Source organism: Stutzerimonas stutzeri (assembly GCF_024448955.1).
In the GTDB taxonomy this organism is placed as follows: domain Bacteria; phylum Pseudomonadota; class Gammaproteobacteria; order Pseudomonadales; family Pseudomonadaceae; genus Stutzerimonas; species Stutzerimonas stutzeri_AQ.
In genome coordinates this window covers 1-26,104 of the sequence record NZ_JAMOIH010000014.1, presented here as the reverse complement: position 1 = coordinate 26,104, position 26,104 = coordinate 1, and the positions used below count along the sequence as shown (strand labels likewise).

At 61.7% G+C, this 26,104-nt stretch carries 28 protein-coding genes and 1 pseudogene; 14 read left to right on the top strand and 15 right to left on the bottom strand.

Annotated features, from left to right (window positions below; all coding sequences use genetic code 11):
* Positions 1–16: 16 nt before the first annotated feature.
* Both NA645_RS15180 and NA645_RS15175 read right to left on the bottom strand, forming a co-directional pair.
* Positions 17–1,303, bottom strand: coding sequence for an HlyC/CorC family transporter (locus NA645_RS15180; protein ID WP_256049603.1), 1,287 nt, complete (start codon positions 1,301–1,303; stop codon positions 17–19).
* A gap of 9 nt (positions 1,304–1,312) precedes the next feature.
* A complete protein-coding gene (locus NA645_RS15175; protein WP_131650672.1) occupies positions 1,313–2,113 on the bottom strand; it encodes a cytochrome C assembly family protein in 801 nt (266 codons plus the stop codon).
* Between the two features lie 242 nt (positions 2,114–2,355).
* Here NA645_RS15175 and ffh point away from each other — a divergent pair, with 242 nt between their 5' ends.
* From ffh to thrC, 11 genes are all read left to right on the top strand, one after another.
* The gene (ffh, locus tag NA645_RS15170; RefSeq protein WP_131650671.1) at positions 2,356–3,732 is read left to right on the top strand and encodes a signal recognition particle protein; all 1,377 of its coding nucleotides are present in this window, start codon (positions 2,356–2,358) and stop codon (positions 3,730–3,732) included.
* A 186-nt stretch (positions 3,733–3,918) separates the two neighbouring features.
* Complete coding sequence (rpsP, locus tag NA645_RS15165) at positions 3,919–4,170, top strand: 30S ribosomal protein S16 (RefSeq protein WP_009867795.1); 252 nt, start codon at positions 3,919–3,921, stop codon at positions 4,168–4,170.
* 5 nt (positions 4,171–4,175) lie between these two features.
* On the top strand, positions 4,176–4,712 hold the full coding sequence (gene rimM, locus NA645_RS15160; RefSeq protein WP_256049601.1) for a ribosome maturation factor RimM: 537 nt from the start codon (positions 4,176–4,178) through the stop codon (positions 4,710–4,712).
* Between the two features lie 5 nt (positions 4,713–4,717).
* Positions 4,718–5,470 carry a tRNA (guanosine(37)-N1)-methyltransferase TrmD gene (trmD, locus tag NA645_RS15155; protein WP_256049600.1) on the top strand — a complete coding sequence of 251 codons (753 nt, stop codon included), beginning with the start codon at positions 4,718–4,720 and terminating at the stop codon, positions 5,468–5,470.
* Positions 5,471–5,513: 43 nt separating this feature from the next.
* On the top strand, positions 5,514–5,864 hold the full coding sequence (gene rplS / locus NA645_RS15150; RefSeq protein WP_131650668.1) for a 50S ribosomal protein L19: 351 nt from the start codon (positions 5,514–5,516) through the stop codon (positions 5,862–5,864).
* Positions 5,865–6,034: 170 nt separating this feature from the next.
* Positions 6,035–6,445, top strand: a complete 411-nt coding sequence (locus NA645_RS15145) for an acyl-CoA thioesterase (protein ID WP_256049599.1) — start codon at positions 6,035–6,037, stop codon at positions 6,443–6,445.
* Between the two features lie 63 nt (positions 6,446–6,508).
* Positions 6,509–7,405: a site-specific tyrosine recombinase XerD gene (xerD, locus tag NA645_RS15140; RefSeq protein WP_256049598.1), complete on the top strand. Its 897-nt coding sequence runs from the start codon at positions 6,509–6,511 to the stop codon at positions 7,403–7,405.
* A 238-nt stretch (positions 7,406–7,643) separates the two neighbouring features.
* The gene (locus NA645_RS15135) at positions 7,644–8,369 is read left to right on the top strand and encodes a thioredoxin fold domain-containing protein (protein WP_256049597.1); all 726 of its coding nucleotides are present in this window, start codon (positions 7,644–7,646) and stop codon (positions 8,367–8,369) included.
* Between the two features lie 99 nt (positions 8,370–8,468).
* Positions 8,469–8,966: a GFA family protein gene (locus NA645_RS15130; protein WP_256049596.1), complete on the top strand. Its 498-nt coding sequence runs from the start codon at positions 8,469–8,471 to the stop codon at positions 8,964–8,966.
* 118 nt (positions 8,967–9,084) lie between these two features.
* Positions 9,085–10,389: a homoserine dehydrogenase gene (locus tag NA645_RS15125; protein ID WP_256049595.1), complete on the top strand. Its 1,305-nt coding sequence runs from the start codon at positions 9,085–9,087 to the stop codon at positions 10,387–10,389.
* Between the two features lie 101 nt (positions 10,390–10,490).
* Positions 10,491–11,900, top strand: coding sequence for a threonine synthase (gene thrC / locus NA645_RS15120; RefSeq protein WP_256049594.1), 1,410 nt, complete (start codon positions 10,491–10,493; stop codon positions 11,898–11,900).
* Between the two features lie 184 nt (positions 11,901–12,084).
* Here the strand turns inward: thrC and rnt are convergent, their stop codons facing one another.
* The 7 genes from rnt to NA645_RS15085 all read right to left on the bottom strand — a co-directional run bounded on the left by rnt (position 12,085) and on the right by NA645_RS15085 (position 19,077).
* Positions 12,085–12,759, bottom strand: coding sequence for a ribonuclease T (gene rnt, locus NA645_RS15115; RefSeq protein ID WP_256049593.1), 675 nt, complete (start codon positions 12,757–12,759; stop codon positions 12,085–12,087).
* On the bottom strand, positions 12,756–13,799 hold the full coding sequence (pyrC, locus tag NA645_RS15110) for a dihydroorotase (protein WP_256049592.1): 1,044 nt from the start codon (positions 13,797–13,799) through the stop codon (positions 12,756–12,758). Before pyrC ends, rnt begins: the two co-directional genes overlap by 4 nt.
* 117 nt (positions 13,800–13,916) lie before the next feature.
* Entirely contained in the window at positions 13,917–14,534 is a 618-nt protein-coding gene (locus NA645_RS15105; protein WP_256049591.1) for a PqiC family protein, read from the bottom strand.
* On the bottom strand, positions 14,531–16,207 hold the full coding sequence (locus tag NA645_RS15100; protein WP_256049590.1) for an intermembrane transport protein PqiB: 1,677 nt from the start codon (positions 16,205–16,207) through the stop codon (positions 14,531–14,533). The genes NA645_RS15105 and NA645_RS15100 overlap by 4 nt, the downstream gene beginning before the upstream one ends.
* The gene (locus NA645_RS15095; protein WP_256049589.1) at positions 16,197–16,814 is read right to left on the bottom strand and encodes a paraquat-inducible protein A; all 618 of its coding nucleotides are present in this window, start codon (positions 16,812–16,814) and stop codon (positions 16,197–16,199) included. Before NA645_RS15095 ends, NA645_RS15100 begins: the two co-directional genes overlap by 11 nt.
* A complete protein-coding gene (locus tag NA645_RS15090) occupies positions 16,811–17,419 on the bottom strand; it encodes a paraquat-inducible protein A (protein ID WP_256049696.1) in 609 nt (202 codons plus the stop codon). The genes NA645_RS15095 and NA645_RS15090 overlap by 4 nt, the downstream gene beginning before the upstream one ends.
* Before the next feature lie 71 nt (positions 17,420–17,490).
* Entirely contained in the window at positions 17,491–19,077 is a 1,587-nt protein-coding gene (locus NA645_RS15085) for a phospholipase D family protein (protein WP_256049588.1), read from the bottom strand.
* Between the two features lie 144 nt (positions 19,078–19,221).
* Between NA645_RS15085 and NA645_RS15080 the strand changes: the two genes are divergently transcribed.
* From NA645_RS15080 to gloA, 3 genes are all read left to right on the top strand, one after another.
* A complete protein-coding gene (locus NA645_RS15080) occupies positions 19,222–20,115 on the top strand; it encodes a flagellar protein MotY (protein ID WP_256049587.1) in 894 nt (297 codons plus the stop codon).
* An 85-nt stretch (positions 20,116–20,200) separates the two neighbouring features.
* A complete protein-coding gene (locus NA645_RS15075) occupies positions 20,201–21,418 on the top strand; it encodes an argininosuccinate synthase (protein ID WP_256049586.1) in 1,218 nt (405 codons plus the stop codon).
* 111 nt (positions 21,419–21,529) lie between these two features.
* On the top strand, positions 21,530–21,922 hold the full coding sequence (gene gloA, locus NA645_RS15070; protein WP_256049585.1) for a lactoylglutathione lyase: 393 nt from the start codon (positions 21,530–21,532) through the stop codon (positions 21,920–21,922).
* 50 nt (positions 21,923–21,972) lie between these two features.
* On the opposite strand, the gene NA645_RS15065 is transcribed toward gloA, so the two are convergent.
* The 6 genes and pseudogenes from NA645_RS15065 to NA645_RS15040 all read right to left on the bottom strand — a co-directional run.
* The gene (locus NA645_RS15065; RefSeq protein WP_131650652.1) at positions 21,973–22,152 is read right to left on the bottom strand and encodes a PA3496 family putative envelope integrity protein; all 180 of its coding nucleotides are present in this window, start codon (positions 22,150–22,152) and stop codon (positions 21,973–21,975) included.
* 108 nt (positions 22,153–22,260) lie between these two features.
* The gene (nth, locus tag NA645_RS15060) at positions 22,261–22,899 is read right to left on the bottom strand and encodes an endonuclease III (protein WP_256049584.1); all 639 of its coding nucleotides are present in this window, start codon (positions 22,897–22,899) and stop codon (positions 22,261–22,263) included.
* A 2-nt stretch (positions 22,900–22,901) separates the two neighbouring features.
* Positions 22,902–23,615 carry an electron transport complex subunit E gene (locus NA645_RS15055; protein WP_256049583.1) on the bottom strand — a complete coding sequence of 238 codons (714 nt, stop codon included), beginning with the start codon at positions 23,613–23,615 and terminating at the stop codon, positions 22,902–22,904.
* Positions 23,612–24,382: an electron transport complex subunit RsxG gene (rsxG, locus tag NA645_RS15050; RefSeq protein ID WP_256049582.1), complete on the bottom strand. Its 771-nt coding sequence runs from the start codon at positions 24,380–24,382 to the stop codon at positions 23,612–23,614. The genes NA645_RS15055 and rsxG overlap by 4 nt, the downstream gene beginning before the upstream one ends.
* A gap of 1 nt (position 24,383) precedes the next feature.
* Positions 24,384–25,412 (bottom strand): RnfABCDGE type electron transport complex subunit D, encoded by a 1,029-nt coding sequence (locus tag NA645_RS15045; RefSeq protein ID WP_256049581.1) that lies wholly within the window; start codon positions 25,410–25,412, stop codon positions 24,384–24,386.
* Between the two features lie 81 nt (positions 25,413–25,493).
* A pseudogene (locus NA645_RS15040) lies at positions 25,494–26,104 on the bottom strand (electron transport complex subunit RsxC); the annotation flags it as partial.

Genomic DNA, 26,104 nt, shown 5'->3' with positions numbered 1-26,104 from the left:
CGGGCGACGCAACGAATTATGGCGTGTCGCTCGGTTCTTCCTGGATATCTTCGGCCACCCAGGCGCGCACGCTTTTGACGCGATTGTCTGCGGCCTGCAAGACTTCGAATCGATACTGCTTAATCTGCAGGCAGATACCGCTATCAGGAATATGTTCAAGCGCTTCGGTAATCAATCCGTTAAGCGTCTTCGGCCCGTCGCAGGGTAATTGCCAGCTCAGCGCTCGGTTTACTTCGCGCAGATAGGCGGCGCCGTCTATCACCAGGGTGCCATCGTCCTGTGGGTGTATATCCGGGCTGCGCAAGGCGTCTTGGTTGCTGAACTCGCCAACGATCTCTTCGAGAATATCTTCCAGGGTAACGATCCCCAGTACATCGCCATACTCATCCACCACGATGCCGATGCGGCGCTTTTGTTTTTGGAAATTGAGCAGCTGGGTAGAGAGCGGGGTGTTTTCCGGGACGAAATAGGGCTCGTTGCAGGCTTCGAGCAGGCTGTCCTTGGTTAGCTGGTCGTGACTGAGCAGGCGGGCAATCTGCCGCATGTGCACGATACCTTCGATCTGGTTGATGTCCTTGCGGAACACTGGCAGGCGGGTGTGCGGTGTGGTGCGTAACTGGCCAACTATGGTTTCCAAGTCATCGTCAAGATCAATGCCGGCGACTTCGTTGCGTGGGATCATGATGTCATCGACAGTCACCCGTTCGAGGTCGAGAATGCCGAGCAGCATGTTCTGTCGATTCAGTGGCAGATCGCTACCGGATTCACGCACCACGCTGCGTAGCTCTTCGGTGGACAGGCTATCGGTGCCTTTCTTGGACGGGTCCACACCGAGCAGCTTGAGCAGTCCATTGCTGATCCAGCCGAGCAGCGCGACCAGCGGATACAGCACCTTCTGCAGCAGCATCAACGGTAGGCTGACTGGATAGGCGACCACCTCTGGGCGCAGGGCCGCTAGCGTTTTGGGCGTGATCTCACCAAAGATCAACAAGATAATTGTCAGGCCGATGGTGGCAATGGCAATCCCGGCCTCACCCCATAATTGCATCGCCAGAACTGTCGCGATCGAGGAAGCAAGGATATTGACGAAATTGTTACCTACGAGAATGGTGCCCAGCAGGCGGTCGGGCCTGGACAGCAGTTCGATGGCTCGTTTGGCTCCGGAGTGACCTTCTTTTGCCTGATGACGCAAGCGATAGCGGTTGAGGCTGAGCATTCCGGTTTCGGAACTGGAAAAAAAGGCTGAGCACAAAAGCAGGAAGACCAGCAGGCCAACCAGAAAGCCGGGATGTAGATTTTCCACGTGGTGGCCCTAGATGTGCAGGATGAATTCGCGGACCAGCTTGCTGCCGAAATAGGCCAACATCAGCAGACAGAAGCCCGCCAGCGTCCAGCGAATGGCCTTGTAGCCGCGCCAGCCAAGCTGATGGCGCCCCCACAGCAACAGGCCGAAGATTACCCAGGCGATGACTGATAGCAGTGTTTTGTGCACCAGATGCTGGGCAAACAGATTGTCGAGGAACAGCCAGCCGGAAATCAGCGATGCCGATAGCAGCAGCCAGCCGGCGAGGAGGAAGCCGAACAGCAGGCTCTCCATGGTTTGTAGGGGCGGGAAGTTCTTGATCAGGCCGGACGGGTGTTTGTGCTTGAGGTGGTGGTCCTGCAGGAGCAGCAGCAGTGACTGAAAGACCGCAATCGTAAGCATCCCGTAAGCAAGAATGGAAAACAGGATATGTGCCAATATCCCTGGCTCCTCGCTGATGGCCGGCGCGGTGCCGGACGGCGCGAACTGGGCGAAAAGCACTGTCAGACAACCGAGCGGAAAAAGAAGCAGCAGAAGATTCTCGACTGGCATGCGATGAAGCGCGAGCAGAATTAGGAGAATCACGGCTGCGGCAATCAGGCTCGAGGCCGTGAAGAAATCCAGGTGCAGTCCGCTTGGCGACAGCAGTTGGATGAACAGGCTCACCCCGTGCGCAACGAGCGCCAAGGCGCCCAGGACGATAAGCAGGCGCTTATTCGGCACGGTGCGTTGCGCCAGGCGTAGGCCTTGGTATCCGGTGACGCCAGCATAAAGGCAGGCGGCAGCTAGGCTCGGTAGCAGAGGGTGCATAGGTCTGTTAACAGGCTCGAAAGGCGCTGAGTGTGGCATAAACACTCAGCGCAAAAAAGCGTGTAGGCGAGCGGTATGGCGCCGCGTGGCTCGGTGTGTGGGCGCGTTATCGGATGATGCGGTGCTCGGTTGTTGGCGCTGGCTGGCCTGTGGCGATGAAAAGCACGGTCGGCGGGGTACCGGCCCGAGGCTTGCAGCTTCTATAATCGCTGCCTTAACCACATCCAGCGTGGAAACGGCACATGTTTGAAAACCTAACCGATCGCCTCTCCCAGACGCTTCGCCATGTCACCGGCAAGGCCAAGCTGACCGAGGACAATATCAAGGACACCCTGCGCGAAGTGCGGATGGCACTGCTCGAAGCTGACGTCGCGCTGCCGGTGGTCAAGGATTTCGTCGCCAAGGTCAAAGATCGGGCGGTCGGAACGGAGGTATCTAAAAGCCTGACGCCAGGCCAGGCATTCGTGAAGATCGTCCGCGCCGAGCTGGAAGAGTTGATGGGGGCGGCCAACGAAGATCTAGCACTGAGCGTGGCGCCGCCCGCCGTAGTGTTGATGGCCGGCTTGCAGGGTGCGGGCAAGACCACCACGGTGGGCAAACTTGCGCGCTTCCTCAAGGAGCGTAAGAAGAAATCCGTACTGGTGGTGTCTGCCGATGTCTACCGTCCCGCGGCAATCAAGCAGCTCGAGACCCTGGCCGCTGAAGTCGGGGTGACCTTTTTCCCTTCCGACACCAGCCAGAAGCCGGTAGAGATCGCCCAGGCGGCGATCCGCGAAGCCAAGCTGAAATTCATCGACGTGGTGCTGGTGGATACCGCCGGTCGCCTGGCCATCGACGCCGAGATGATGGCGGAGATCCAGGCCGTGCATGCCGCCATCAACCCGGCTGAGACGCTGTTCGTGGTCGACGCCATGACCGGTCAGGACGCCGCGAACACAGCCCGCGCCTTCGGTGAAGCCTTGCCGCTGACTGGCGTGGTGCTGACCAAGGTCGATGGTGATGCTCGTGGTGGCGCCGCGTTGTCGGTGCGTCACATCACCGGCAAGCCGATCAAGTTCCTCGGCATGGGCGAGAAGAGCGATGCGCTTGAGCCTTTCCATCCGGATCGCATCGCTTCGCGCATCCTCGGCATGGGCGACGTGCTCAGCCTGATCGAACAGGCCGAGCAGACTCTCGACCGCGAGAAGGCCGAGAAACTCACCAAGAAGCTGAAGAAGGGCAAGGGATTCGACCTCGAAGACTTCCGCGACCAGCTGCAGCAGATGAAGAACATGGGTGGCCTAGGCGGGCTGATGGACAAGCTGCCCTCGATCGGTGGCATGAATCTGTCCCAGATGGGTAACGCCCAGGGCGCTGCGGAAAAGCAGTTCAAACAGATGGAAGCCATCATCAACTCGATGACGCCCGTCGAGCGTCGCAACCCGGACATCATCAGCGGCTCGCGTAAGCGCCGCATCGCCATGGGGTCGGGCACTCAGGTGCAGGACATCGGGCGGCTGATCAAGCAGCACAAGCAGATGCAGAAGATGATGAAGAAGGTCACCGGCAAGGGCGGCATGGCCAAGATGATGCGCGGCATGGGCGGCATGTTCCCCGGCGGCGGGATGCCGAAATTCTGAACGACAGCTGCAAGCCCCAGGCTGTTAGGCCATGAGTAATGACCCGGCGCGTTCGGGTTTTGCATTTACTTGTGGCTTGCGGCTTGAAGCTTGCTGCTTTTACTCGTAAAATGCGCGGCCTTTCGGGCCCAGGCCCATTTTAAGTGTGTGCCTTAAGTTAGCACCGACTACAGGAACGATGTTCACATGGTAACTATTCGTCTCGCCCGTGGCGGCTCCAAGAAGCGCCCTTTCTACCACCTGACCGTGACCAACAGCCGCAATGCGCGCGACGGTCGCTTCGTTGAGCGTATCGGTTTCTTCAACCCGATCGCTTCGGGTGCGGAAGTGAAGCTGTCTGTAAACCAGGAGCGTGCCGCTTACTGGCTGAGCCAGGGCGCACAGCCGTCTGAGCGCGTTGCTCAGCTGCTGAAGGAAGCTGCCAAGGCCGCTGCCTGAATCGCATGAACGCAACGTCTGCCCCGGCCGAAGATCTGATCGTAATCGGCAAAATCGTTTCGGTGCATGGCGTGCGTGGTGACGTAAAGGTCTATTCCTTTACCGATCCGATCGACAATCTGCTGGATTATCGTCGCTGGACGCTCAGGCGAGGTGACGAGGTCAAGCAGGTCGAGCTGGTTAGTGGGCGTCTCCAGGGTAAAATTCTGGTGGCTACGCTGAGAGGGTTGACCGATCGGGAAGTTGCGCGAACCTACGCCGACTTCGAGATCTGCATTCCTCGTAGTGAGCTTCCGCCACTGACCGGAGAGGAATACTACTGGTATCAGCTTCAGGGCCTGAAGGTCATCAACCAGATCGGGCATGTGCTCGGACGGGTTGACCATCTGCTCGAAACAGGTGCCAACGATGTCCTGGTGGTCAAGCCGTGCGACGGCAGCCTGGACGATCGTGAGCGGCTGCTGCCCTATACCGACCCTTGCGTGTTGAAGGTCGATCTGGAAGCAGGCGAGATGCATGTCGAATGGGACGCGGATTTCTGAGCGACATGTCCAGCTTTCGTGTTGAAGTGATCAGTCTGTTTCCAGACATGTTCGCTGCCATCCGTGACTACGGTATCACCAGTCGCGCGGTGAAGCAGGGGTTGCTCCAGCTGCGATGCTGGAACCCGCGTGCCTATACCGAAGATCGGCACCAGACGGTGGATGATCGTCCGTTCGGTGGTGGCCCCGGCATGGTGATGAAGATCAAGCCGTTGGAGCTTGCGTTGGCAGATGCCAGGCAGGCCGCCGGCGAGAAGGCGAAGGTGATCTACCTCTCGCCGCAAGGACGTCAGCTGAAACAGGCCGATGTTCGCGAACTGGCGAGGGAGGAGGGGCTTATCCTCATCGCTGGGCGTTACGAAGGTATCGACGAGCGTTTCATCGAAGCACACGTCGACGAAGAATGGTCGATTGGGGATTACGTGCTGTCCGGTGGCGAACTGCCGGCCATGGTGCTGATCGATGCGGTGACCCGATTGCTTCCTGGAGCGCTGGGTCATGCTGATTCTGCCGAGGAGGATTCGTTTAGCGACGGCCTGCTCGACTGCCCGCATTACACGCGACCGGAAGTGTATGCGGATAAACGTGTTCCAGAGGTGCTGCTCAGCGGCAATCACGAACACATCCGGCGCTGGCGTTTGCAGCAGTCCCTTGGAAGGACCTGGGAACGCCGTGCCGATCTTCTGGATGGCCGCTCGCTTTCTGGAGAAGAACAGAAGCTGCTGAAGGAATACATCCATCAGCGGGACGATAGTTAACGTATCGATGGCAGGCTACAAGGGCTTGTCTCAGGAGCACAGCATGACCAACAAGATTATCCAGGCGATCGAAGCCGAGCAGATGACCAAAGAACTGCCTCCGTTCGCCCCCGGCGACACCGTGATCGTTCAGGTCAAGGTAAAGGAAGGCGAGCGTGAGCGTCTGCAGGCCTTCGAAGGCGTCGTGATCGGCAAGCGTAACCGCGGTCTGAACAGTGCCTTCACCGTGCGCAAGATCTCCAACGGTGTGGGTGTGGAGCGTACCTTCCAAACCTACAGCCCGATGGTCGACAGCCTCAGCGTCAAGCGCCGCGGCGATGTTCGCAAGGCCAAGCTGTACTACCTCCGCGCGCTGTCCGGCAAGGCAGCCCGTATCAAGGAAAAGCTGTCCTGAGGACTGCGCTCCTTGCAAGAAAGAGCAGCCTTCGGGCTGCTTTTTCGTTATTACGATGTTTTTTGAAGTTTCGTTAAAACCCTGATTCCGTTCCCTGCCGGCGTGCCTGGTAGCGTGACAACAAAGACAAGATTCGCAGCACGGTGGCCACATTACTTACGAGAAGTGGCATGACCCCAAGAGATATTGAAGTTCAGCGTCGTACTGATTTGTCCGTCACGCATGTGACCAAAGCGGTATTCCCTCCGACCACCAACCATCACAACACCCTGTTCGGCGGTACCGCGCTGGCCTGGCTGGACGAGGTTTCGTTCATTACTGCGACACGCTTCTGCCGGTTGCCACTGGTTACCGTGTCTTCCGATCGAATCGATTTCAATCATCCGATTCCCGCCGGTTCCATCGTCGAGCTGATCGGCCGCGTGGTTAAAGTGGGCAATACCAGCCTGAAAGTGGACGTCGAGGTGTTCGTCGAGAGCATGTATCACGACGGACGCGAGCTGGCCATCAAGGGCACCTTCAGCTTCGTCGCAGTGGGCGATGACAACCGGCCGGTGCCGGTACTGCCTGATCACGCCTGACCACGCTGGCTGTTTGCTGGCGCCTTGTGAAACACTGCCGCGTCGAGTCTTTCGGATACCGCCATGCCTGCCTTGGATGCCCCTGTAATTGACCGCTTTCTGGATGCCTTGTGGCTGCAGAAGGGGCTGTCAGACAACACACGGGATGCCTATCGCAGTGACCTGGCGCTGTTCAACGGCTGGCTGGCCGAGCGTGACCTGAAGCTGGAAGATGCCGGGCGCGTGATAATTCTCGATCATCTCGCCTGGCGTCAGGCCAAAGGCTACAAGGCGCGCTCCACCGCGCGCTTTATATCTGGCCTACGTAGCTTTTATCGTTTTCTGCTGAGCGAGGGATCGATTAGTGTCGATCCGACCTTGCAGGTCGATCTGCCGCAGTTGGGGCAACCCTTGCCCAAGACGCTGTCCGAGGCGGATGTCGAAGCGTTGTTGGCCGCCCCGGATATTGGCGACCCGCTCGGCTTGCGTGATCGGGCGATGCTGGAAGTGCTTTATGCCTGCGGGCTGCGGGTGACCGAGCTGATTTCGCTGAGCCTCGACCAGATCAACCTGCGTCAGGGTGTGCTGCGCACTCTCGGCAAGGGCAACAAAGAGCGTCTGGTACCGCTGGGAGAAGAGGCCTTGCACTGGCTCGAGCGTTACCTTCGTCAGGCTCGCGGCCTGTTGCTGGGCGACAAGCCGAGCGATGTGGTGTTTCCAAGCCTGCGTGGCACTCAGATGACCCGACAGACCTTCTGGCACCGAATCAAACTGCATGCCTCGGTGGCAGGTATCAGCGCGACGATATCGCCGCATACGCTGCGCCATGCGTTCGCCACGCATTTGCTCAACCATGGTGCTGACCTGCGCACCGTGCAGATGCTGCTGGGTCACAGCGATCTGTCGACTACCCAGATCTATACCCATGTCGCCCGTGCACGCCTGCAGGAGCTGCACGCCCGCCATCATCCGCGAGGCTGACCGGACTCGAGGAGGGAAATCGGCAGCATGCGAACATCGGTCGAATGAATTCCCTACCTGCTGGCCGAAGTGATTGTTTGAGCGCAACGTGTAAGGCCGATCTGGTTGGGCCAGCGGCCACCATCGAGGTGCGCTGTAGCCCACAAACCCATCATCCAAGGCCGTCCCGGCAGTTGCTTGGACGGTGGCTATGATAATCTTCGCGCCCACCCCTTGATCGATGTCGCCAGGAGTTTCCATGCGCGTGATTCGTCTGTTCGCTGCCGTGGCTTTGGGCCTGGCCAGTTCCTTTTCCATGGCTGCCGACCCGGACAAGGCGATCCGTCAGTCGTTGCAGTCCATCCAGCCCGATATGCCGATCGAGGCCATCGCCGAAAGCCCAATGCCCGGTGTCTACCAGGTGCAGCTCAAGGGCGGTCGCCAACTGTATGCCAGCGCCGATGGGCAGTTCATCATTCAGGGCTATCTGTTTCAGTTCAAGGATGGTCAGGCACTGAATCTCACCGAACAGGCTCAGAGCCAGTCGGTCGCCGCGGCCATCGATGCGATTCCGCTCAAGCAGATGGTGATCTTCGCGCCGGAAAAACCCAAGACCCACATCACGGTGTTCACCGACACCGATTGCGGCTACTGCCAGAAGCTGCACAGCGAAGTGCCGGAACTGAACCGTCTGGGTGTAGAAGTTCGCTACATGGCGTTTCCGCGCCAGGGAATGGGCAGTCACGGTGCCAATACGCTGACCAGCGTCTGGTGCGCCAAGGATCCGCAAGAGGCGATGAACAAGGCCAAGGCCCGTCAGGAGCTTCCCGCAGCCACATGTGACAATCCGATCGCCGAGCAGTACGAGCTGGGCCAGCTTATAGGTGTGCAGGGCACGCCGGCCATCGTGCTCGCCGATGGGCAGATCATTCCCGGCTACCAGCCAGCCCCCCAGTTGGCTGAAATCGCTCTCAAAGCCAAGTGATCGCACGAGGCGGCGTCTTCCTGGCGACGCCCGTCGGCCCAAACTGAACTGTCTCGCTCCCAGCGCTCAAAGTCTGCAATACCGACGGAGGGCGCGATCATGAAGCTTGAAGGTTCCTGTCACTGCAAAGCCGTGCGTTTCTCGCTGGAGTCGGCTACGCCTTACCCATTCATGCGCTGCTACTGCTCCATCTGTCGCAAGACGGCAGGTGGCGGCGGCTATGCGATCAACCTGGGCGGCGATCACCGGACGCTGAACGTCGAAGGGCGCGAGCACCTGAGCGTCTATCGGGCGCGCATGGTCGATCCGCAGTCCGGTGCAGTTCGTGTCAGCGACGGTGAGCGTCATTTCTGCAAGCACTGCGGCAGCGCGCTCTGGTTGTGGGATCCCAACTGGCCGGAGCTGGTGCACCCCCATGCGTCGGCTATCGACACCGATCTTCCCACGCCGCCCGAGCATACTCACCTGATGCTTGACTCGAAGGCGAGCTGGGTCGAGCCGCAGGTCTTCGACGCCGACAGGTGTTTCGCCGACTATCCAGACGAGTCGCTGGCTCAATGGCATGAGCGCCTGGGTTTGGATGGGGCAAAAGACTAGCGCGTCGCCAGCCCGCCGTTTCGCGCAGCGATTTGACTAAAACCCTGCCGATTCGTAATGTGCGACTCTTTTGTTCGGCTGGTGCATCCGGCCGTTCGCTGGGAATGGGGAGTGCAGCTTGAAACCGGTGAAAGTTGGCATCTGTGGGCTGGGAACCGTCGGTGGCGGAACCTTCAATGTGCTCAAGCGCAACGCCGAGGAGATTGCCCGCCGTGCCGGGCGTGGAATCGAGGTTGCGCAGATCGCGACCCGACAGCCCAACCCCAAGTGCGACACCGGCTCCATTTCCATTACCGACGATGTTTTTGCCGTCGCCAACAATCCTGAAATCGACATCATCGTCGAGCTGATCGGCGGCTACACCCTGGCTCTCGAACTGGTGCTCAAGGCCATCGAGAACGGCAAGCACGTGGTCACGGCCAACAAGGCGCTGATCGCCGTGCATGGCAACGAGATCTTCGCCCGTGCCCGCGAGCAGGGCGTCATCGTCGCCTTCGAAGCTTCGGTTGCGGGCGGCATTCCGGTAATCAAGGCGATCCGCGAAGGTCTGGCGGCCAACCGTATCAACTGGCTGGCCGGTATCATCAATGGCACCGGCAACTTCATTCTCACCGAGATGCGCGAGAAGGGCCGTGCCTTCGAGGATGTGCTCAAGGAAGCGCAGGCGCTGGGTTACGCTGAGGCCGACCCGACCTTCGACGTCGAAGGCATCGATGCCGCGCACAAGCTGACCATCCTGGCGTCCATCGCCTTCGGCATCCCGCTGCAGTTCGACAAGGCCTATACCGAGGGTATTTCGCGTCTGACCACGGCCGACGTGAATTACGCTGAGGCGCTGGGCTATCGCATTAAGCACCTGGGCGTCGCGCGCCGGACCGACGCTGGTATCGAACTGCGGGTGCACCCGACGCTGATCCCCGCCGACCGGCTTATCGCCAATGTCAACGGCGTGATGAATGCGGTGATGGTCAATGGTGATGCGGTGGGCTCGACGCTCTATTACGGTGCAGGCGCCGGCATGGAGCCAACCGCCTCGGCCGTGGTTGCCGACCTAGTGGACGTGGCGCGAGCGCTGACTACCGACCCGAACAACCGCGTGCCGCACTTGGCGTTCCAGCCCGATTCCCTGTCGGCTCATCCGATCCTGCCGGTCACCGCCTGCGAGAGTGCCTACTATCTGCGCATCCAGGCCAAGGATCATCCAGGCGTGCTGGCCCAGGTCGCGACCATCCTGTCCGAGCGCGGCATCAATATCGAATCGATCATGCAGAAGGAAGCGGAAGTCCATGACGGACTGGTGCCGGTCATTCTGGTGACCCATCGTGTGGTCGAGCAGCGCATCGATGAGGCCATATCGGCACTCGAGACGCTCGATGATGTGGTCGACAAGGTCGTGCGGATTCGTGTGGAACAGCTGAATTAACCAGAGCTGGAAGCTGGAAGCTGGGAGCTGGAAGCCAGGGCGAATCGCCAGGCCTCAGGCTCGAGCTTCAGGGCTGCAGGCTCAAACCGAAGGTTTGAACAATGCGCTACATCAGTACCCGTGGTCAGGCTCCGGCCCTGAATTTCGAAGACGTGCTGCTGGCCGGGCTGGCCAGCGACGGCGGCCTCTACGTGCCGGAAAACCTGCCGCGCTTCACCGTCGAGGAAATCGCTTCCTGGGCCGGCCTGCCGTACCACGAGCTGGCATTCAAGGTGATGCGCCCGTTCGTGGCTGGCAGCATTCCGGACGCCGATTTCAAGCAGATTCTAGAAGACACATATGGCGTATTCGCGCATAGCGCGGTCGCGCCGCTGCGCCAGCTGGACGGCAACGAGTGGGTGATGGAGTTGTTCCATGGCCCGACCCTGGCGTTCAAGGACTTCGCCCTGCAGCTGCTCGGTCGCCTTCTTGACTACGTCCTGGCCAAGCGCGGCGAGCGCGTAGTGATCATCGGCGCCACCTCGGGTGACACCGGCTCGGCGGCCATTGAAGGTTGCCGCCGTTGCGATAACGTCGACATCTTCATCCTGCATCCGCACAACCGTGTTTCGGAAGTGCAGCGTCGGCAGATGACCACCATCTTCGGTGACAACATCCACAACATCGCCATCGAGGGCAACTTCGATGACTGCCAGGAGATGGTCAAGGACAGCTTCGCTGACCAGGGCTTCCTCAAGGGCACGCGTCTGGTGGCGGTGAACTCGATCAACTGGGCGCGGATCATGGCTCAGATCGTCTACTACTTCCATGCAGCCTTGCAGCTGGGTGGCCCGGCGCGTTCCGTGGCGTTCTCGGTGCCCACCGGCAACTTCGGCGACATCTTCGCTGGTTACCTGGCGCGCAACATGGGCCTGCCGATCAGCCAGCTGGTGGTTGCGACCAACCGCAACGACATTCTGCACCGTTTCATGAGCGGCAACCGCTACGACAAGGACACCCTGCATCCGTCGCTGTCGCCATCGATGGACATCATGGTCTCGTCCAACTTCGAGCGCCTGCTGTTCGACCTGCACGGCCGCAACGGCGCTGCCGTGGCTGAGCTGATGAGCGCCTTCAAGGCCAGCGGCAAGCTGTCGGTCGAGGAAGAGCGCTGGACCGAAGCACGCAAGCTGTTCGATTCCCTGGCCGTGGACGACGAGCAGACCTGCAACACCATTGCCGAAGTGTTCGCCAAGACGGGCGAACTGCTCGATCCGCACACTGCAATTGGCGTCTACGCCGCCCGTGAATGCCGTCGCAGCCTGTCGACGCCGATGGTGACGCTGGGTACCGCGCATCCGGTGAAATTTCCCGAGGCGGTGGAGAAGGCCGGTGTCGGCAAGGCGCTGGAATTGCCGGCGCATCTGGCCGACCTGTTCGAGCGTCCGGAGCGTTCCACCGTCCTGGCGAACGACATCAAGGCCATGCAGGCTTTCGTGAGCGAACACGGCAATCGCGGCAAGCCGCTGTAAGCGACCTTGGATGCAAAAAGGCCAGTCTTATGACTGGCCTTTTTCGTTTGTGGGAGTAGGTAGGGTGCGCTTCAGCCCACCGTCCCACTAGGGGGGCAATGACACCCGTGTCGACCGCGGCTTTTGGTGGGCCGAAACGGAGCGCTGCCCGGCCCGCCCTACGGGCATCACCTCCGTTTTGAGCTTATTCGTCGAACTCTTCCCAGCCACCCATTTCCTTCCACCGATTGACGATTCCGCAGAACAGCTCGGCGGTCTTCTCGGTGTCGTAGCGGGCCGAATGGGCTTCGCGACCGTCAAAGTCGATACCGGCGGCCTGGCAGGCCTTGGCCAGCACGGTCTGGCCGTAGGCAAGGCCGGCGAGGGTGGCGGTGTCGAAGCTGGAGAAGGGGTGGAAGGGGTTGCGCTTGATGTCGCAACGGGCAATCGCCGCGTTGAGAAAGCCCAGGTCGAAGCTGCTGTTGTGGCCGACCAGGATGGCGCGCTTGCAGCCGGCCGATTTCACCGCCTTGCGTACGCTGCGCAGGATCTCGCCCATCGCATGGGATTCGGCGACGGCCATGCGCAGGGGGTGATCCAGCTTGATTCCGGTGAACTCGAGCGCGGCGGCTTCGATATTGGCGCCGGCGAAGGGCTCGACTCGGAAGAACATCGTTTCCTGCGGATAGAGCAGGCCCTGTTCGTCCATGCCGATAGTCACCGCAGCGATTTCCAATAGAGCATCGGTAGCGCAATTGAAGCCACCGCATTCGACGTCGACTACGACCGGCAGGAAGCCGCGAAAGCGTCGTGCCATGGGCGAGCGCGGTTTTCCCGAGAGGTTGTTTTCCAGGTCGTCGTCGAACGAGTCCTCACTCATGCGCTTGCCTCCAGACGCCATTGCAGGGTTTCACCCGCGCGTAGGGGCACGACGTTGTGCTCCCCGAAGGGCAGGTGGCCAGGCACATTCCAGGGTTCGCGCACCAGCGTGATCTCCTCGGTGTTGCGTGGCAGACCGTAGAAATCGGCGCCGAAATGGCTGGCGAAGGCTTCCAGGCGATCCAGTGCGCTGCGCTGCTCAAATGCCTCGGCATAAAGCTCGATCGCGGCATAGGCGGTGTAGCAGCCGGCACAGCCGCAGGCGTTTTCCTTGGCATGCTGGGCGTGAGGTGCCGAGTCCGTGCCGAGGAAGAATTTCGGGCTGCCGCTGGTTGCGGCGTCCAGCAGGGCTTCCTGGTGGACGTTGCGCTTGAGGATCGGCAGGCAGAAGAAGTGCGGGCGAATCCCGCCCACCAGCATGTGGTTGCGGTTGTAGAGCAGGTGATGTGCGGTGATCGTGGCGCCCACGTTGCTACCGGCGGCCTCGACGAACTGCACGGCATCGCGAGTGGTGATGTGTTCGAACACGACCTTCAGCGTCGGGAAGCGCTCTGTGATCCGGCCCAGCTGCTCTTCGATGAAGTATTTCTCGCGATCGAAGATGTCGATTTCCGAGCGAGTTACCTCTCCATGGACCAAGAGCGGCAGGCCGACCTCGGCCATGGCTTCCAGCACCGGGAAGATATTGTCGATGCGGGTCACGCCGGACGCCGAGTTGGTCGTCGCGCCAGCCGGGTAGAGCTTGGCGGCATACACATAGCCGCTGGCCTTGGCTGCGCGCACGTCGTCAGGCTGCGTGCCGTCGGTCAGGTAGAGCACCATCAGCGGCTCGAAGGCGCTGCCCTTCGGACGGGCGGCGATGATCCGCTGGCGATAACTATCGGCTTCGGCGGCGTTGCGCACCGGCGGCACGAGATTTGGCATGATGATCGCGCGAGCGAACTGGCGCGCGGCGTCCGCCACGGTGTGCGGCAGCGCTGCGCCGTCGCGCAGATGGATATGCCAGTCGTCGGGACGAAGAAGGGTGATACGGTCGGACATGCAGATTTCCAGGCGGATCGAACGTGCGCGAATGCTACCGGAAAATCCGCTGGCCCGCTTCCGACCGGAAGACTATTAGCTCGACTGGATGGAGCGGGCCTCGGGCGGTACCGGCAGCTATGGCTGCGGGCAGTCGCTGTCGGGATTCGCTGCCCATTGGCGTGCCGTTCGGGCGATGGTGGTCGCCAGCCCGGCGATGGCATGCTGGTGGGCCAGTACCAGGCTGTCCACCTCGCTGCCGGCCTGTTCGTGGATCACGCTGGCGCAGGTCAGCGCCCGGCTCTGCCGGCCGCGCTCGCTCAGTTCCAGGCTCCACATGACGTCCAGGGCAGCATGCCGGCCGGGCAGCGAATCGAAGCGACGAACGTCGGTGCGCAGGCTCAACATTGGAACGTTCGTCCGGCCAGGCAGACCTGCCAGGTCACGCACGCCGAGGCGCTGTTCCAGTTCGATCGCTAGCGCATCGTGGAATTCGTCTGCAGGGGGCGAGGCCCAGAGTGCGGTTTCCAGGATCGCCAGGCGGCCATCGCTTTCGCGCACCACCAGGCTCGGCTGGTCCGTCTGTACCGGAATGCGCACCGGTAGCACCTGCAACTGGAATCCGGTCGCCTCGGCTGGTGCTTCGGTCATGTGCGGCTGGGCGGCGATGAGTGTGTGATAGCGCGTCGGGGTCGAGCTGCAGGCGCTCAGGACGAACGCGCCGGCGAGTATGAGCAGAGAGGGGCGCAGATTCATGGCTGGTGCTCCGAATTCAGTTCTCGCGAGGTGGCTTGGCCTTTGTAGTTCGCCGGTGTTTCGTCGCCGCTGCGGCCGCGGATCAGCGATTCGGGGTGACGGCTGAGGTAGTCCGACAGTGTCCGCACGGAGCGTACTGCGCGCTGGACTTCCTTGAGGGTATCGCCTAGTTGCTGGCGCTGTGGCGAGTCTTCAGCAAGTGCCTGGTTGGCGTTCTGCAGGGTCTGCTCCGATCGCTCCAGGGTGCGCTGCAGCTGCGGCAGAACATCGCCGTTGACCTGCTTCAAGGTTTGGCGCAGCTCGTCGAGACTGCCATTCAGGTTGTCGGCCAGCGTTTCGATGGGCAGCTTGCTGAGCTTGTCGACCATGGCCTGCAGTTGCTCCTGCAGTTTGTCGAAGCTGCCGGCGATGGTCGGGATGACCATGGGCCGGGCATGCTGATCGAAGGCGACCTTGGGCGCGCGCGGGTCGAAATCCAGTGAGATGTACAGTTGGCCGGTGAGCAGATTGCCGGTGCGTGCCTGCGCCCGCAGGCCGCGGTCGACGAACATTTGCATGAGGCGGGCGGTGTGTTCTTCAGTATCGCCGCCCAGGGTCTGGGACAGTTTGTCATGCGCGGCGCCCAGCCGACTGGGGTAGATCACCGCGCCGACCACAGCAGGGAAGCTTTTGTTCTTTTCGTCATAGTCGAGCTTGACCGAGACCACGCGGCCGATGGGGACGCCGAGAAATTCTACTGGCGCATCGACGTTCAGCCCGCGCAGGGTCTGGTCGAAGCGCATCTGCACGTAGCGCGGTGGGCCATCGGCGGGCGCCATCGCCTGGCGCACGTCGGCAAACAGCGTGAACTCGCTGTCCGGCGCGGCCGGGCTGGCGTCGGGGCTGTAGTTAGGGGCGCGGAAGGCGATGCCGCCGGCGAGTATGGTCGAGAGCGACTCGGCGTTGACCCGCAGGCCATCTGCAGCGACGGAAACATCGACGCCACTGGCGTTCCAGAAGCGCGTGTCGTCGGTGACGAAGCGATCGTAAGGGGCGTTGACGAATACCTGAACCTGGACGCCCTTGCCATCGTCGGCCAGCCCGAACGAGATCACCTGGCCGACCTGAAGGCGGCGGAAGTACAGCGGCGAGCCGACACCGAGTGAACCGAGATTATCGCTGCGCAGGGTGAACTGCTTGCCTTCGGCGCCGAAGGTCACCGGTGGTGGTGCTTCCAAGCCGAGGAATTCGCGACGGGTTTCCTCTGCGCGCCCGGCATCGGCCCCAATGAAGGCGCCGGACAGCAGGGTGTCGACGCCGGATACACCACTGGCGCCGATGCGCGGCCGCACGACCCAGAATTTGGTGTCTTCACGAGTGAAAGGCTCGGCGTGCTGATCCAGCTCGACCGTGGCGATGACGCGGGTGTGATCCTCGCTGAGGTTGATGGCGGTGACTTGGCCGATGACCACGTTCTTGTACTTGACCTGTGTCTTGTTGGCTTCGAGCCCTTCGGCGGTCTCGAAGCTCACGGTGATTTGCGGCCCGGCAGAAAGCCAGTTCTGCATGACCATGGAAAAGCCCACCAGCGCGGCGGCGATGGGCACCAGCCAGACCAGCGAGACGCGGACCGGCCGATGCCTGATCTCGGGCGTGCCGGCAGGTGATTCGGTGTGGTGAGGGTTATCTGACATCGTCTTTCTCTGCATCCCAGATCAATCGCGGATCGAAGCTCATCGAGGCCATCATCGTCAGCACCACGACCAGGCCGAAGAACAAAATACCCAGACGCGGCTCGATGGTGCTCAGCGCGCGGAATTGCACCAGTGCCGCGACCAGTGCGACCACCAGCACATCGAGCATCGACCAGTAGCCGATGATTTCGATGAAACGGTACAGCCGCGCGCGTTCGCGCATGGCCCAGCGGCTGCGTCGCTGGGCGCTGATCAGCAGCATGCCGAGCACGAAGAACTTCATGCAGGGCACGCCGACGCTGGCAATGAAGATCAGCAGCGCGATGTCCCAGGAGCCGTCTTTCCAGAACTCGATCACGCCGCTGAGAATGGTGTTTTCGCTGCCGCTGCCGAACATATCTGTGTACATCACCGGCAGCGTGTTGGCCGGCACATAGAGGATCAGTGCGGCGACCAACAGCGCCCAGGTGCGCGGGATGCTGTTCGGTTTGCGTCGGTGCAGCGGCGCGTCGCAGCGTGGACAGTCGCCATCTTCCGCGCGGCATGCCAAGCCGCAGTCGTGGCACAGCTGCACGCCCAACTCTGAGGCGTATGGAGGTTGTGTCATCGTATCGGCACCTGCAGATCGTCCCACAGGCCGCGCACGTCGCGGCCGGCTATCAGCAGGATAAGGATGGTCAGAATGGCCATGGCCCAGAGGCCGATGCCGGGATGCACGTCGAGCATGCCGCCGAGCTTGATGATGGCGACGAGAATCCCCAGCAGGCACACCTCCAGCATGCTCCAGGGCCGCAGATGTTCCAGCGCTCGCATGCAGGTTCGGAAGGCCGGTGCGATCCGGCCGCTACGCGCATGTACCAGCACCCATGCCAGCAGGATGATCTGCAGGCCCGGCGCGAAGATGATGCTCAGGCCCGCAACCAGCGCAATGGGCGTGATTTGCCCCTGGGCCAGCGCTTCGACGGTCCCCCACAGCGTTGCCTCGTTGCTGAGCCCCTGCATGCCTATCTGCATGATGGGGAAGGCATTGGCGAACAGGAACAGGATCGCGGCAGCCAGCGTGAGCGCCAGCAGTTGATCGGCGTTCAGATGTCGGGCTTTTTCCAGCAGCGCGCCGCAGCGCTGGCAATGGGCTGTCTGCCGGCGTGCCAGGGTAGGGCGCTGGTACACCGAATCGCAGTGTTCGCAAATGATCAGCGACCTCCCGACCAGCGCGCTCGGGCTTGGCGCCGAGGCGCGTTCGGGAGCCTCGGCTGTCTGGCGGGGTGATGCGCTGTTCGGCTTCAAAGCATCCACTCGATTGGAAGACTCGATAGAAACGATACGACGGCTCTTTTCCAGACGCTCGTTTCCGGCTCGCTATCATGGCGCAACTGCTGACCATCGCGTTGCTCCAGCCAATAAAGTTCGGCTGATTCGTTTAGCCTGACTTCATAAGAGCTGGCAGGGATGGTTTTGTCGAATGCCTGTTCGATGGCCAGCGCCATGCTCGGGCTTTCGATCACGAAGCCCAGCTCGGTGTTGAGGTTGGCCGAGCGTGGATCGAAATTGAACGAGCCCACGAACACCCTCGTCTGATCCACGGCAAAGGTCTTGGCATGTAGGCTGGAGGCGGAGCTGCCGAACGGGCCGCGGCCTTCGATGTGGTCGTTTTTCGGTGACGTGCGGCGCAGCTCGTAGAGCCGAATGCCCGCTTCAAGCAGATCCTTGCGGCGCTTGGCATAACCGGCATGCACGGCCGCAACATCCGTGGCCGCCAACGAGTTGGTGAGCACGCGAATTTGCACGCCGCGTTCGGCCATCTGTACGAAGGCCTCGGTACCGGCGGCGGTCGGTACGAAATAGGGCGAGACCAGTTCGATATGCCCTTGCGGCTCGCCGAGGATTTCGCCGAGCTGGTGGGTCAGCAGCCCATCGGGTTCGGCCTGGCCGAGGCCTTTGGCCGGGTCGTCGCTGACCATCCGGGTAGCGGCCCATTCGAATGCCAGATCACCGCGCAGCAAGTGCGCGATGAACGCCGAATCGCGGATCGCCCGGACATACTCGGTAGCGGCAGGGGCACTGGCCATACTGGCGGCTGCATCGGCGAACTGCTGCAACTGTTGCGCGCCTGCTTCGGGCAGGATCAGGTCGATCGGGTACGAGGAGTCGCTGGCCCAGTAGCGGTCGAAGTCGCTGGAGACGTCAGCGACCACCGAACCAATGGCCAGCACATCCAGATCAGCGAATAGAACGCCATCGGTCGCCCCGAAGTACTCGTCGCCGACGTTGCGCCCGCCAATGATGGTGGCCTGGTTATCAGCGGTGAATGACTTGTTGTGCATGCGGCGGTTGGCTCGCATGAAATCGGTCAGATAACCGATCGCCTTGGGCGTGCGAATCACGAAGGGATTGAACAGCCGGATCTCGATATTTGGATGACTATCGAGCGCCGCCAGCTCGGCATCGAGCCCGGCAGTGCCGTTGTCATCAAGCAGCAGACGGACCCGCACCCCTCGCTCCGCGGCGGCACGCAGCTCATCGAACAACAGGGTTCCGGTGATGTCGCCGCGCCAGATGTAGTACTGCACGTCCAGTGTCTTTTCAGCGCCTCTGGCCAGTAGCGCCCGGGCGGCGACGGCGTCGTGCGGGTCGATCAGCGCATGAATGCCGGTCTTGCCCGGATGGGCCTGGCCGCGCGGCGATATGGCGCGGCCAAGCGCCGTATCGGTGCCTTCTCCCTGGCTCAGTGCGGATGAGGCGATGCGACCATCGAGATCAGGCAAGGTGCATCCGCCCAGGAAGCCGCTGAGCAGCACGAGCGCAAAAGCCCAGCTGATGGGTGAGCTCCTGGCGCAGGTTTTCGGGCGGACGATCATCGGCTTACTCATGTCGGTTCGGAGGTGAATGCTAACGGATGCGTGTTGCGCCGTGCGATACCACGATTTGACCCAGCCACGTCGCCGGCCCCGGCGCCTCAAGTTTCCCCGACCCGGTCCGATATCCATGAGACTGCTTTGCCCCTGGAGTCCATCGTGCGACTGCGCCTTCTTATCCTGGCTTGCCTGCTGGCTTCGCCGGCCAATGCCCTTACTTTCCAGACCCGTCTGGAGAGGGTGGAGTGGCAGGTCGAAGGCGATCAGTTCGAATGCCGGCTGGTACAGCCGATTGCCGGTTTCGGCACCGGTGAGTTTGTCCGCCGGGCCGGCGAACAGGCTGTTTTCCGTCTGCAGTCGCCGGATCGCTGGTTGGGCAACGGCTCGGCGACCTTGTTGGCGGCGGCGGCGCCCTGGCATCCCGCACGCAGCGATATCAACCTGGGAGTAGTGTCGGTGGGTGGTGGCGAGATTCCCTTCAACAGCTCGCATCTGCAAGCTGGGCGGCTGCTTAGTGGCCTGCTGGAAGGACGGAGCCCGGTGGTGCGCCATCACACGCGTCATGGTGGTGAAGCGCTCGAGGTGCGTCTGTTGCCGGCGCGTTTCGGCAAGGCGTACGAAGATTACCGCGCTTGTACGGCCAAGTTGCTGCCGGTCAGCTTCGATCAGATTCGTCAGTCGCAGGTCGGTTTCCCTACCAGCGATGTGGCGCTGGATGACATGGGGCGTGCCAAGCTCGACATCATCCTGCAGTTCCTCAAGGCCGACCCGAGCGTCAATCGCATCCAGCTCGATGGCCACTCGGACAACAGTGGCAACCGGCTCACCAACCGCGACCTTTCCCGTCGCCGTGCGCTGGCCGTCGAGCAATACTTGATCGCCAATGGCGTGCCGAAGGAGCAGATCACGGTGCGTTTCCATGGCGAGCGCTACCCGCTGGTGTCCAACAGCAGCGCGGCCAATCGCGCCAAGAACCGCCGGGTGGCGTTGCGGCTCGAGCGCGCGCCGGATACCACGACCGCGGCTGCCGAGCAGGCTACTCCGTCGTCCTGAGCTGCAGCGAAGCTCGCGCCCCTATAAAACCCGCGTCGCGACCAGTAGAATTGCCGCTTTCCTTCAATCCCGGGAGTGGATGGCAATGGCCGACGTAAAGAAGGTAGTCCTGGCGTATTCCGGTGGCCTGGACACCTCGGTGATTCTCAAGTGGCTGCAAGATACCTATAACTGCGAAGTGGTGACCTTCACTGCCGACCTCGGCCAGGGCGAGGAGGTCGAACCGGCTCGCGCCAAGGCCAAGGCCATGGGCGTCGACGAAATCTACATCGACGATCTGCGCGAAGAGTTTGTCCGCGATTTCGTCTTCCCGATGTTCCGCGCCAACACCGTTTACGAAGGCGAGTACCTGCTGGGTACTTCCATCGCCCGTCCGCTGATCGCCAAGCGTCTGATCGAGATCGCCAACGAGACCGGCGCAGACGCCATCTCCCACGGTGCCACCGGCAAGGGCAACGACCAGGTGCGTTTCGAGCTGGGCGCCTATGCGCTCAAGCCGGGCGTCAAGGTCATCGCGCCGTGGCGCGAGTGGGACCTGCTGTCCCGTGAGAAGCTGATGGATTATGCCGAGAAGCACGCCATCCCGATCGAGCGCCACGGCAAGAAGAAGTCGCCGTACTCCATGGATGCCAACCTGCTGCACATCTCCTATGAAGGCGGCGTGCTGGAAGACACCTGGACCGAGCACGAAGAAGACATGTGGCGCTGGACCAAGTCGCCGGAAGCCGCGCCGGACACCCCGACCTACATCGAGCTGACCTACCGCAACGGTGACATCGTCGCCATCGACGGCAAGGAGCTGAGCCCGGCTACCGTGCTCGCCGAGCTGAACCGCATTGGCGGTGAGAACGGCATCGGTCGTCTGGATATCGTGGAAAACCGCTACGTGGGCATGAAGTCCCGCGGCTGCTACGAAACCCCCGGCGGTACCATCATGCTCAAGGCCCACCGTGCCATCGAGTCCATCACCCTGGACCGCGAAGTCGCCCACCTGAAAGACGAGCTGATGCCCAAGTACGCCAGCCTGATCTACAACGGCTACTGGTGGAGCCCGGAGCGTCTGATGCTGCAGCAAATGATCGATGCTTCCCAGGCGACGGTGAACGGCGTGGTGCGCCTGAAGTTGTACAAGGGCAACGTGATCGTAGCCGGCCGCAAGTCCGACGAGTCGCTGTTCGACGCCAACATTGCCACCTTCGAGGACGATGCTGGCGCGTACGACCAGGCCGATGCTGCGGGCTTCATCAAGCTCAACGCACTGCGTCTGCGCATCGCCGCCGGCAAGGGTCGTTCGCCGCTCTGATGCTGTCGTAGGAGCGGGGCTGCTCGCGCCTACAGATACACCGCAACCCCGGCCACGAGCCGGGGTTTGCGTTTAGATCGTGAACAGATTGTTAGACGAGGAGAAAACCTGATGAGACTACTCCACACCATGCTGCGCGTCGGCGACATGGACAGATCCATCGCCTTCTACACCGAAGTGCTGGGCATGACCCTATTGCGCCGCAAGGATTACCCCGAAGGCAAGTTCACACTGGCGTTCGTTGGTTACGGTGATGAGGCACACAACAGCGTGCTGGAGCTGACCCATAACTGGGGCGTCGACAGCTATGAGCTGGGCACCGGCTACGGGCATATCGCCCTGGAAGTGGAAGACGTCTACAAGGCGTGCGAAGACATTCGCAGCCGCGGCGGCAAGATCACCCGCGAGCCGGGGCCGATGCTGCATGGCAGCAGCATCCTGGCTTTCGTCGAGGATCCGGATGGCTACAAGGTGGAGCTGTTGTCGCCGACCCGCGGGGACTGATTCTTACGGTCTGACCGAACGAAAAAAGCCCCGGAGTCGGGGCTTTTTGCTTACAGATCGAAATCGAACTCGTTGAGCTGCTTCTGCAGACGACGTTCCTCGAGCAGATTGTCGATGATCCGGCGCTTGGTCAGGTTGGTCTTGGCCACTTCCACCGGGGCCTCAGCGGTATCGTCTTCGTCTTCACCGGCGAAGTCGTCTTCAATCTGGATATCTTCTTTCTCGGACACTTGTTCACTCCACGGCTAAGGCGCGTTGTTGGCGCACCTTATAGCGACAAAAAACAAGGCCGTAAAAAAGATTTTTTCAATCGCCCGATAGGTTTTGCACTTGCTCGCTCAATCGTCGGAAGTCTTGTGCTTGTATTCGCACAGGTCTTCGATTCGGCAACTGCCGCACTGCGGTTTGCGCGCCTTGCAGACGTAGCGTCCATGCAGGATCAGCCAGTGGTGGGCGTCGAGCAGGTAGTCTTTGGGCACGAACTTGATCAGCTTGCGCTCGACCTCCAGCACGTTCTTGCCGGGCGCGATGTTGGTGCGGTTGGCCACGCGGAAGATATGGGTGTCGACGGCCATGGTGAACTGGCGGAACGCCGTGTTGAGCACCACGTTGGCCGTCTTACGGCCAACGCCGGGCAGGGCTTCGAGGTTTTCTCGGTTATCCGGGACCTGGCTGCGGTGCTTCTCGATGAGGATGCGGCAGGTCTCGATGACGTTCTTCGCCTTGCCCCGGTATAGGCCGATGGTCTTGATGTACTCCGACAGCCCCTCGACGCCCAGCGCGTAGATCGCCTCCGGCGTGTTGGCGACCGGGTAGAGTTTGGCCGTGGCCTTGTTGACGCCGACGTCGGTGGCCTGCGCCGAAAGAATCACCGCGATCAGCAGCTCGAACGGCGTGCTGTAGGCTAGCTCGGTCTTGGGCTCGGGGTTGTCCTCGTGGAAGCGACGAAAGATCTCCCGGCGTTTTTCAGCATTCATGGTTACTCGATCACTCCGGTTACCCGTACCCGGCGGCTCTGCACTGGTAATTCCGGCTGCTGCGCTTTGGCGCGCTCGGCCAATTGGAAATCGATGCGGTTCTTCATGGCGATTAGCAGGCCGAGCACGATGAAGGCGCCGGGCGGCAGGATCGCCAGCAGGAAGCCCTTGTAGTCGCTGAGCAGCGTGATCTGCCAGTCGGCGGCGATGGGACCGAACAGCAGGTGCATGTTGGCGAACAGCGCACCGGTACCGAACAGTTCGCGCAGGCCGCCCAGCACCAGCAGCACCAGCGCGAAACCTAGCCCCATGACCAGGCCGTCGAAGCTGGCGATCAGCGGATTGTGCTTGGCGGCGAAGCCATCGGCGCGACCGAGGATCACGCAATTGGTGGTAATCAGCGGGATAAAGATACCGAGGATCTGGTAGAGCTCGTAGGTGTAGGCCTGCATCAGCAGTTCGATACAGGTGGTCAGCGCCGCGATGATCATCACGAAGGCCGGCAGGCGGACCGCCGTGTTGACCACGCCGCGCACCAGCGACACGCCGAGGTTGGAGCAGACCAGCACCAGCGCTGTGGCCAGGCCAAGGCCGAGGGCGTTGACCGCCGAGTTGCTGACCCCGAGCAGCGGGCAGAGGCCCAGCAGCTGCACCAGCGCCGGGTTGTTCTTCCACAGGCCGTTGATGCTCAGTTCGCGATAGCTGGGCGTGCTCATGGCGTGTCACCTGTCTGTTCGGGCTGTGGATCAGTGATCTGCATGTCATCACGGGTTGCAGCGCCGCCAGCGCGGGAGTGGCTGGTCGCTTCGTCGGGTTCGCTCAACTCCGGCAGCGCCTGCCCGGGCTCAACCGGGTGGGTACTGGCGCCGAGCAGTTCGTCCTTGTGCGCATCGAAATACTGCAGGGCGCGGTGCACGGCGCCAACCACGGCACGGGGTGTGATGGTGGCGCCGGCGAACTGGTCGAATTCGCCACGGTCCTTCTTCACTGCCCAGCCGGATGAAGTCGGGTCGGTCAGTGAGCGATCCTCAAAGCTGCGTATCCACTGACTTTTGGCCAGCTCGATCTTATCGCCCAGGCCGGGCGTTTCGCGATGCCGGACCACGCGCACGCCGGCGATGCGACCATCGGCGAGTACGCCGATCAGCAGATGGATCGCGCCGCTGTAGCCATCCGGCGCGATAGCCTGGAGGATCACTGCACTGGGTTCGCCGTCCTTGCTTGCGATATAGGCCGGAAGTGGTTGTCGGGTGCCGAGCAGCGGGTGCTGGATATCAAGGCTGCTGTCGAGCAACTGGTTGTCGTAGCTGCCACGAGGCAGAATTTCGTTCAGGGCGCGCAGCTGAGCCGCGCGCTCGGAAGCCTGGATGCGTTCGGAGGTGAATTGCTGCAACAGCGTTACCGCGCCCACGGTGACGACCGCGAACAGCCCCAGCACCAAGGCGTTCTTGTACATCGAGCGGCTGAGTTCGGGAAGGATCATGTCATTCGCCCAGCTTGAAGCCGCGCTCGGCCTTGCGGTGGCCGTAAGTGCGCGGGCGGGTGTAGTAGTCGATGGTTGGTGCCGCCAGGTTCATCAGCAACACGGCGAAGGCGACGCCGTCCGGATAGCCGCCCCAGGCGCGGATGACATAGACCAGGATGCCAACGCCGGCTCCGAAGATCAGCCGCCCCAAGGTGCTAGTCGCGCCGCTGACCGGGTCGGTCACGATGAAGAAGGCGCCGAGCATGGTGGCGCCGCTGAGCAGGTGGAACAGCGGTGAGCCGTTGCTATCGGAGCCCGAACCGTTCCAGAACACCAGGCTCATCAGCGCCAGCGCCGCGAGCATGCCCACCGGCGCGTGCCAGCTGAACAGCCGCTTGTGCAGCAGAAACAGCCCGCCGGCTAGGAACGCCAGGTTGACCACTTCCGAGCCGATACCACCAAAATGCCCGAACGCCGAGTTGGCCCAGAGCTCCTCGACGGTCAGGCTCCGGTTCAGCTTCATCACGTCCAATGCTGTGGCCTGGCTCCAGCCATCGGGTAGCGCGGTGATGCCGAGGATATGCTGCAGGCCGGAGCCCAGGCCGACGCCATGCGGCACCGGCCAGGTAGTCATTTCCACCGGGAACGAGACCAGCACCACGACGTAACCGATCATGGCGGGATTGAATGGATTCTGTCCCAGCCCGCCGTAGAGCTGCTTGCCGAAGACGATGGCGCTGCCGGTGGCGATCAGCGTGAGCCACCACGGCGAGTAGGGCGGCAGCGCCAGTGCCAGCAGCACGGCGGTAACCAGGGCGCTGCCATCGCGCAGAAAGAACTGCACAGGACGTTGCCGAACCTTGAGCAACAGCGCTTCGAAACCCAGCGCGACGGCGCTGGCCCAGCAAAGGTTGATCAGCGTGCCGGCGCCATAGAGCCAGGTGAGGACGATCACGCCAGGCAGTGTGGCAGCCAGCACCAGCAGCATGACCCGCTGGGTGCGGTTGCTGCCGGTGGCGTGCGGTGAGGTGATGCGTGGCAGGGCCATTGGCTCTCCGGTCGAATGGGTGCAGGGTGCGGTTTCATGAAAATCGCCGCTCCCGGATAGTTGCGCCTGGGGCGCCGCTACTTATGAGTCGGTGTGTTCCTGCAGCTTGCGCTCGGCCTCGTTCAGACGTAGGCGAGCGGCCTCGACAAAGGCGGTATCGCTGTCGGCGTCGCGCTCCAACTTGCGCAGATCGGCGCGGGCGAAGGCCACTTCGGTCTTCAGTGCACGGGCCTGCTCGTCAATCGGGCGCTTGTCGGTGCGAACCAGCTCCGGTGCGGGCTTGGCGGATTTTTCCTCGGCGGCATGCAGGGCCTGTTCGGCACTGGCCAGGCCATCGCGCAGCTTGCTGAGTTCGGCCTCATCGGCGCCGGCTTTTTCGGCTTTCTTCAATTCGGCGCGCTTCATTGCCAGTTCGATCTTGGCTTTTTTCAGTGCATCGTCGCCGGCTACCTTCTTCGGTGTGACGGGTGCGCTTTGCTGTGCGGCAGCGAGCGTTTGCTCGGCCTGGGCCAGCTGGGTTTGCAAGCGTGTCAGCTCCGCTTGTTGCTGCTCGTCGCGGCTCTCCAGCTTTTCTAGCTTGCGTAGCTGGGCGCGAAGCATGGCGGCCTCGATCTTGGCCTTCTTGACGGCTTCGTCGTCGGCCGGTTTGGTCGCGGCGATGGGCGCGTTTTGCTGCACCTCGGCCAGCGTTT

Excerpts from the sequence above, each read along its gene's own strand:
- NA645_RS15175 (WP_131650672.1), bottom strand. The coding sequence starts at position 2,113 with ATGCACCCTCTGCTACCGAGCCTAGCTGCCGCCTGCCTTTATGCTGGC.
- ffh (WP_131650671.1), top strand. The coding sequence starts at position 2,356 with ATGTTTGAAAACCTAACCGATCGCCTCTCCCAGACGCTTCGCCATGTC.
- rpsP (WP_009867795.1), top strand. The coding sequence starts at position 3,919 with ATGGTAACTATTCGTCTCGCCCGTGGCGGCTCCAAGAAGCGCCCTTTC.
- rimM (WP_256049601.1), top strand. The coding sequence starts at position 4,176 with ATGAACGCAACGTCTGCCCCGGCCGAAGATCTGATCGTAATCGGCAAA.
- trmD (WP_256049600.1), top strand. The coding sequence starts at position 4,718 with ATGTCCAGCTTTCGTGTTGAAGTGATCAGTCTGTTTCCAGACATGTTC.
- rplS (WP_131650668.1), top strand. The coding sequence starts at position 5,514 with ATGACCAACAAGATTATCCAGGCGATCGAAGCCGAGCAGATGACCAAA.
- NA645_RS15145 (WP_256049599.1), top strand. The coding sequence starts at position 6,035 with ATGACCCCAAGAGATATTGAAGTTCAGCGTCGTACTGATTTGTCCGTC.
- xerD (WP_256049598.1), top strand. The coding sequence starts at position 6,509 with ATGCCTGCCTTGGATGCCCCTGTAATTGACCGCTTTCTGGATGCCTTG.
- NA645_RS15135 (WP_256049597.1), top strand. The coding sequence starts at position 7,644 with ATGCGCGTGATTCGTCTGTTCGCTGCCGTGGCTTTGGGCCTGGCCAGT.
- NA645_RS15130 (WP_256049596.1), top strand. The coding sequence starts at position 8,469 with ATGAAGCTTGAAGGTTCCTGTCACTGCAAAGCCGTGCGTTTCTCGCTG.
- thrC (WP_256049594.1), top strand. The coding sequence starts at position 10,491 with ATGCGCTACATCAGTACCCGTGGTCAGGCTCCGGCCCTGAATTTCGAA.
- rnt (WP_256049593.1), bottom strand. The coding sequence starts at position 12,759 with ATGAGTGAGGACTCGTTCGACGACGACCTGGAAAACAACCTCTCGGGA.
- pyrC (WP_256049592.1), bottom strand. The coding sequence starts at position 13,799 with ATGTCCGACCGTATCACCCTTCTTCGTCCCGACGACTGGCATATCCAT.
- NA645_RS15105 (WP_256049591.1), bottom strand. The coding sequence starts at position 14,534 with ATGAATCTGCGCCCCTCTCTGCTCATACTCGCCGGCGCGTTCGTCCTG.
- NA645_RS15100 (WP_256049590.1), bottom strand. The coding sequence starts at position 16,207 with ATGTCAGATAACCCTCACCACACCGAATCACCTGCCGGCACGCCCGAG.
- NA645_RS15095 (WP_256049589.1), bottom strand. The coding sequence starts at position 16,814 with ATGACACAACCTCCATACGCCTCAGAGTTGGGCGTGCAGCTGTGCCAC.
- NA645_RS15085 (WP_256049588.1), bottom strand. The coding sequence starts at position 19,077 with ATGAGTAAGCCGATGATCGTCCGCCCGAAAACCTGCGCCAGGAGCTCA.
- NA645_RS15075 (WP_256049586.1), top strand. The coding sequence starts at position 20,201 with ATGGCCGACGTAAAGAAGGTAGTCCTGGCGTATTCCGGTGGCCTGGAC.
- gloA (WP_256049585.1), top strand. The coding sequence starts at position 21,530 with ATGAGACTACTCCACACCATGCTGCGCGTCGGCGACATGGACAGATCC.
- nth (WP_256049584.1), bottom strand. The coding sequence starts at position 22,899 with ATGAATGCTGAAAAACGCCGGGAGATCTTTCGTCGCTTCCACGAGGAC.
- NA645_RS15055 (WP_256049583.1), bottom strand. The coding sequence starts at position 23,615 with ATGAGCACGCCCAGCTATCGCGAACTGAGCATCAACGGCCTGTGGAAG.
- rsxG (WP_256049582.1), bottom strand. The coding sequence starts at position 24,382 with ATGATCCTTCCCGAACTCAGCCGCTCGATGTACAAGAACGCCTTGGTG.
- NA645_RS15045 (WP_256049581.1), bottom strand. The coding sequence starts at position 25,412 with ATGGCCCTGCCACGCATCACCTCACCGCACGCCACCGGCAGCAACCGC.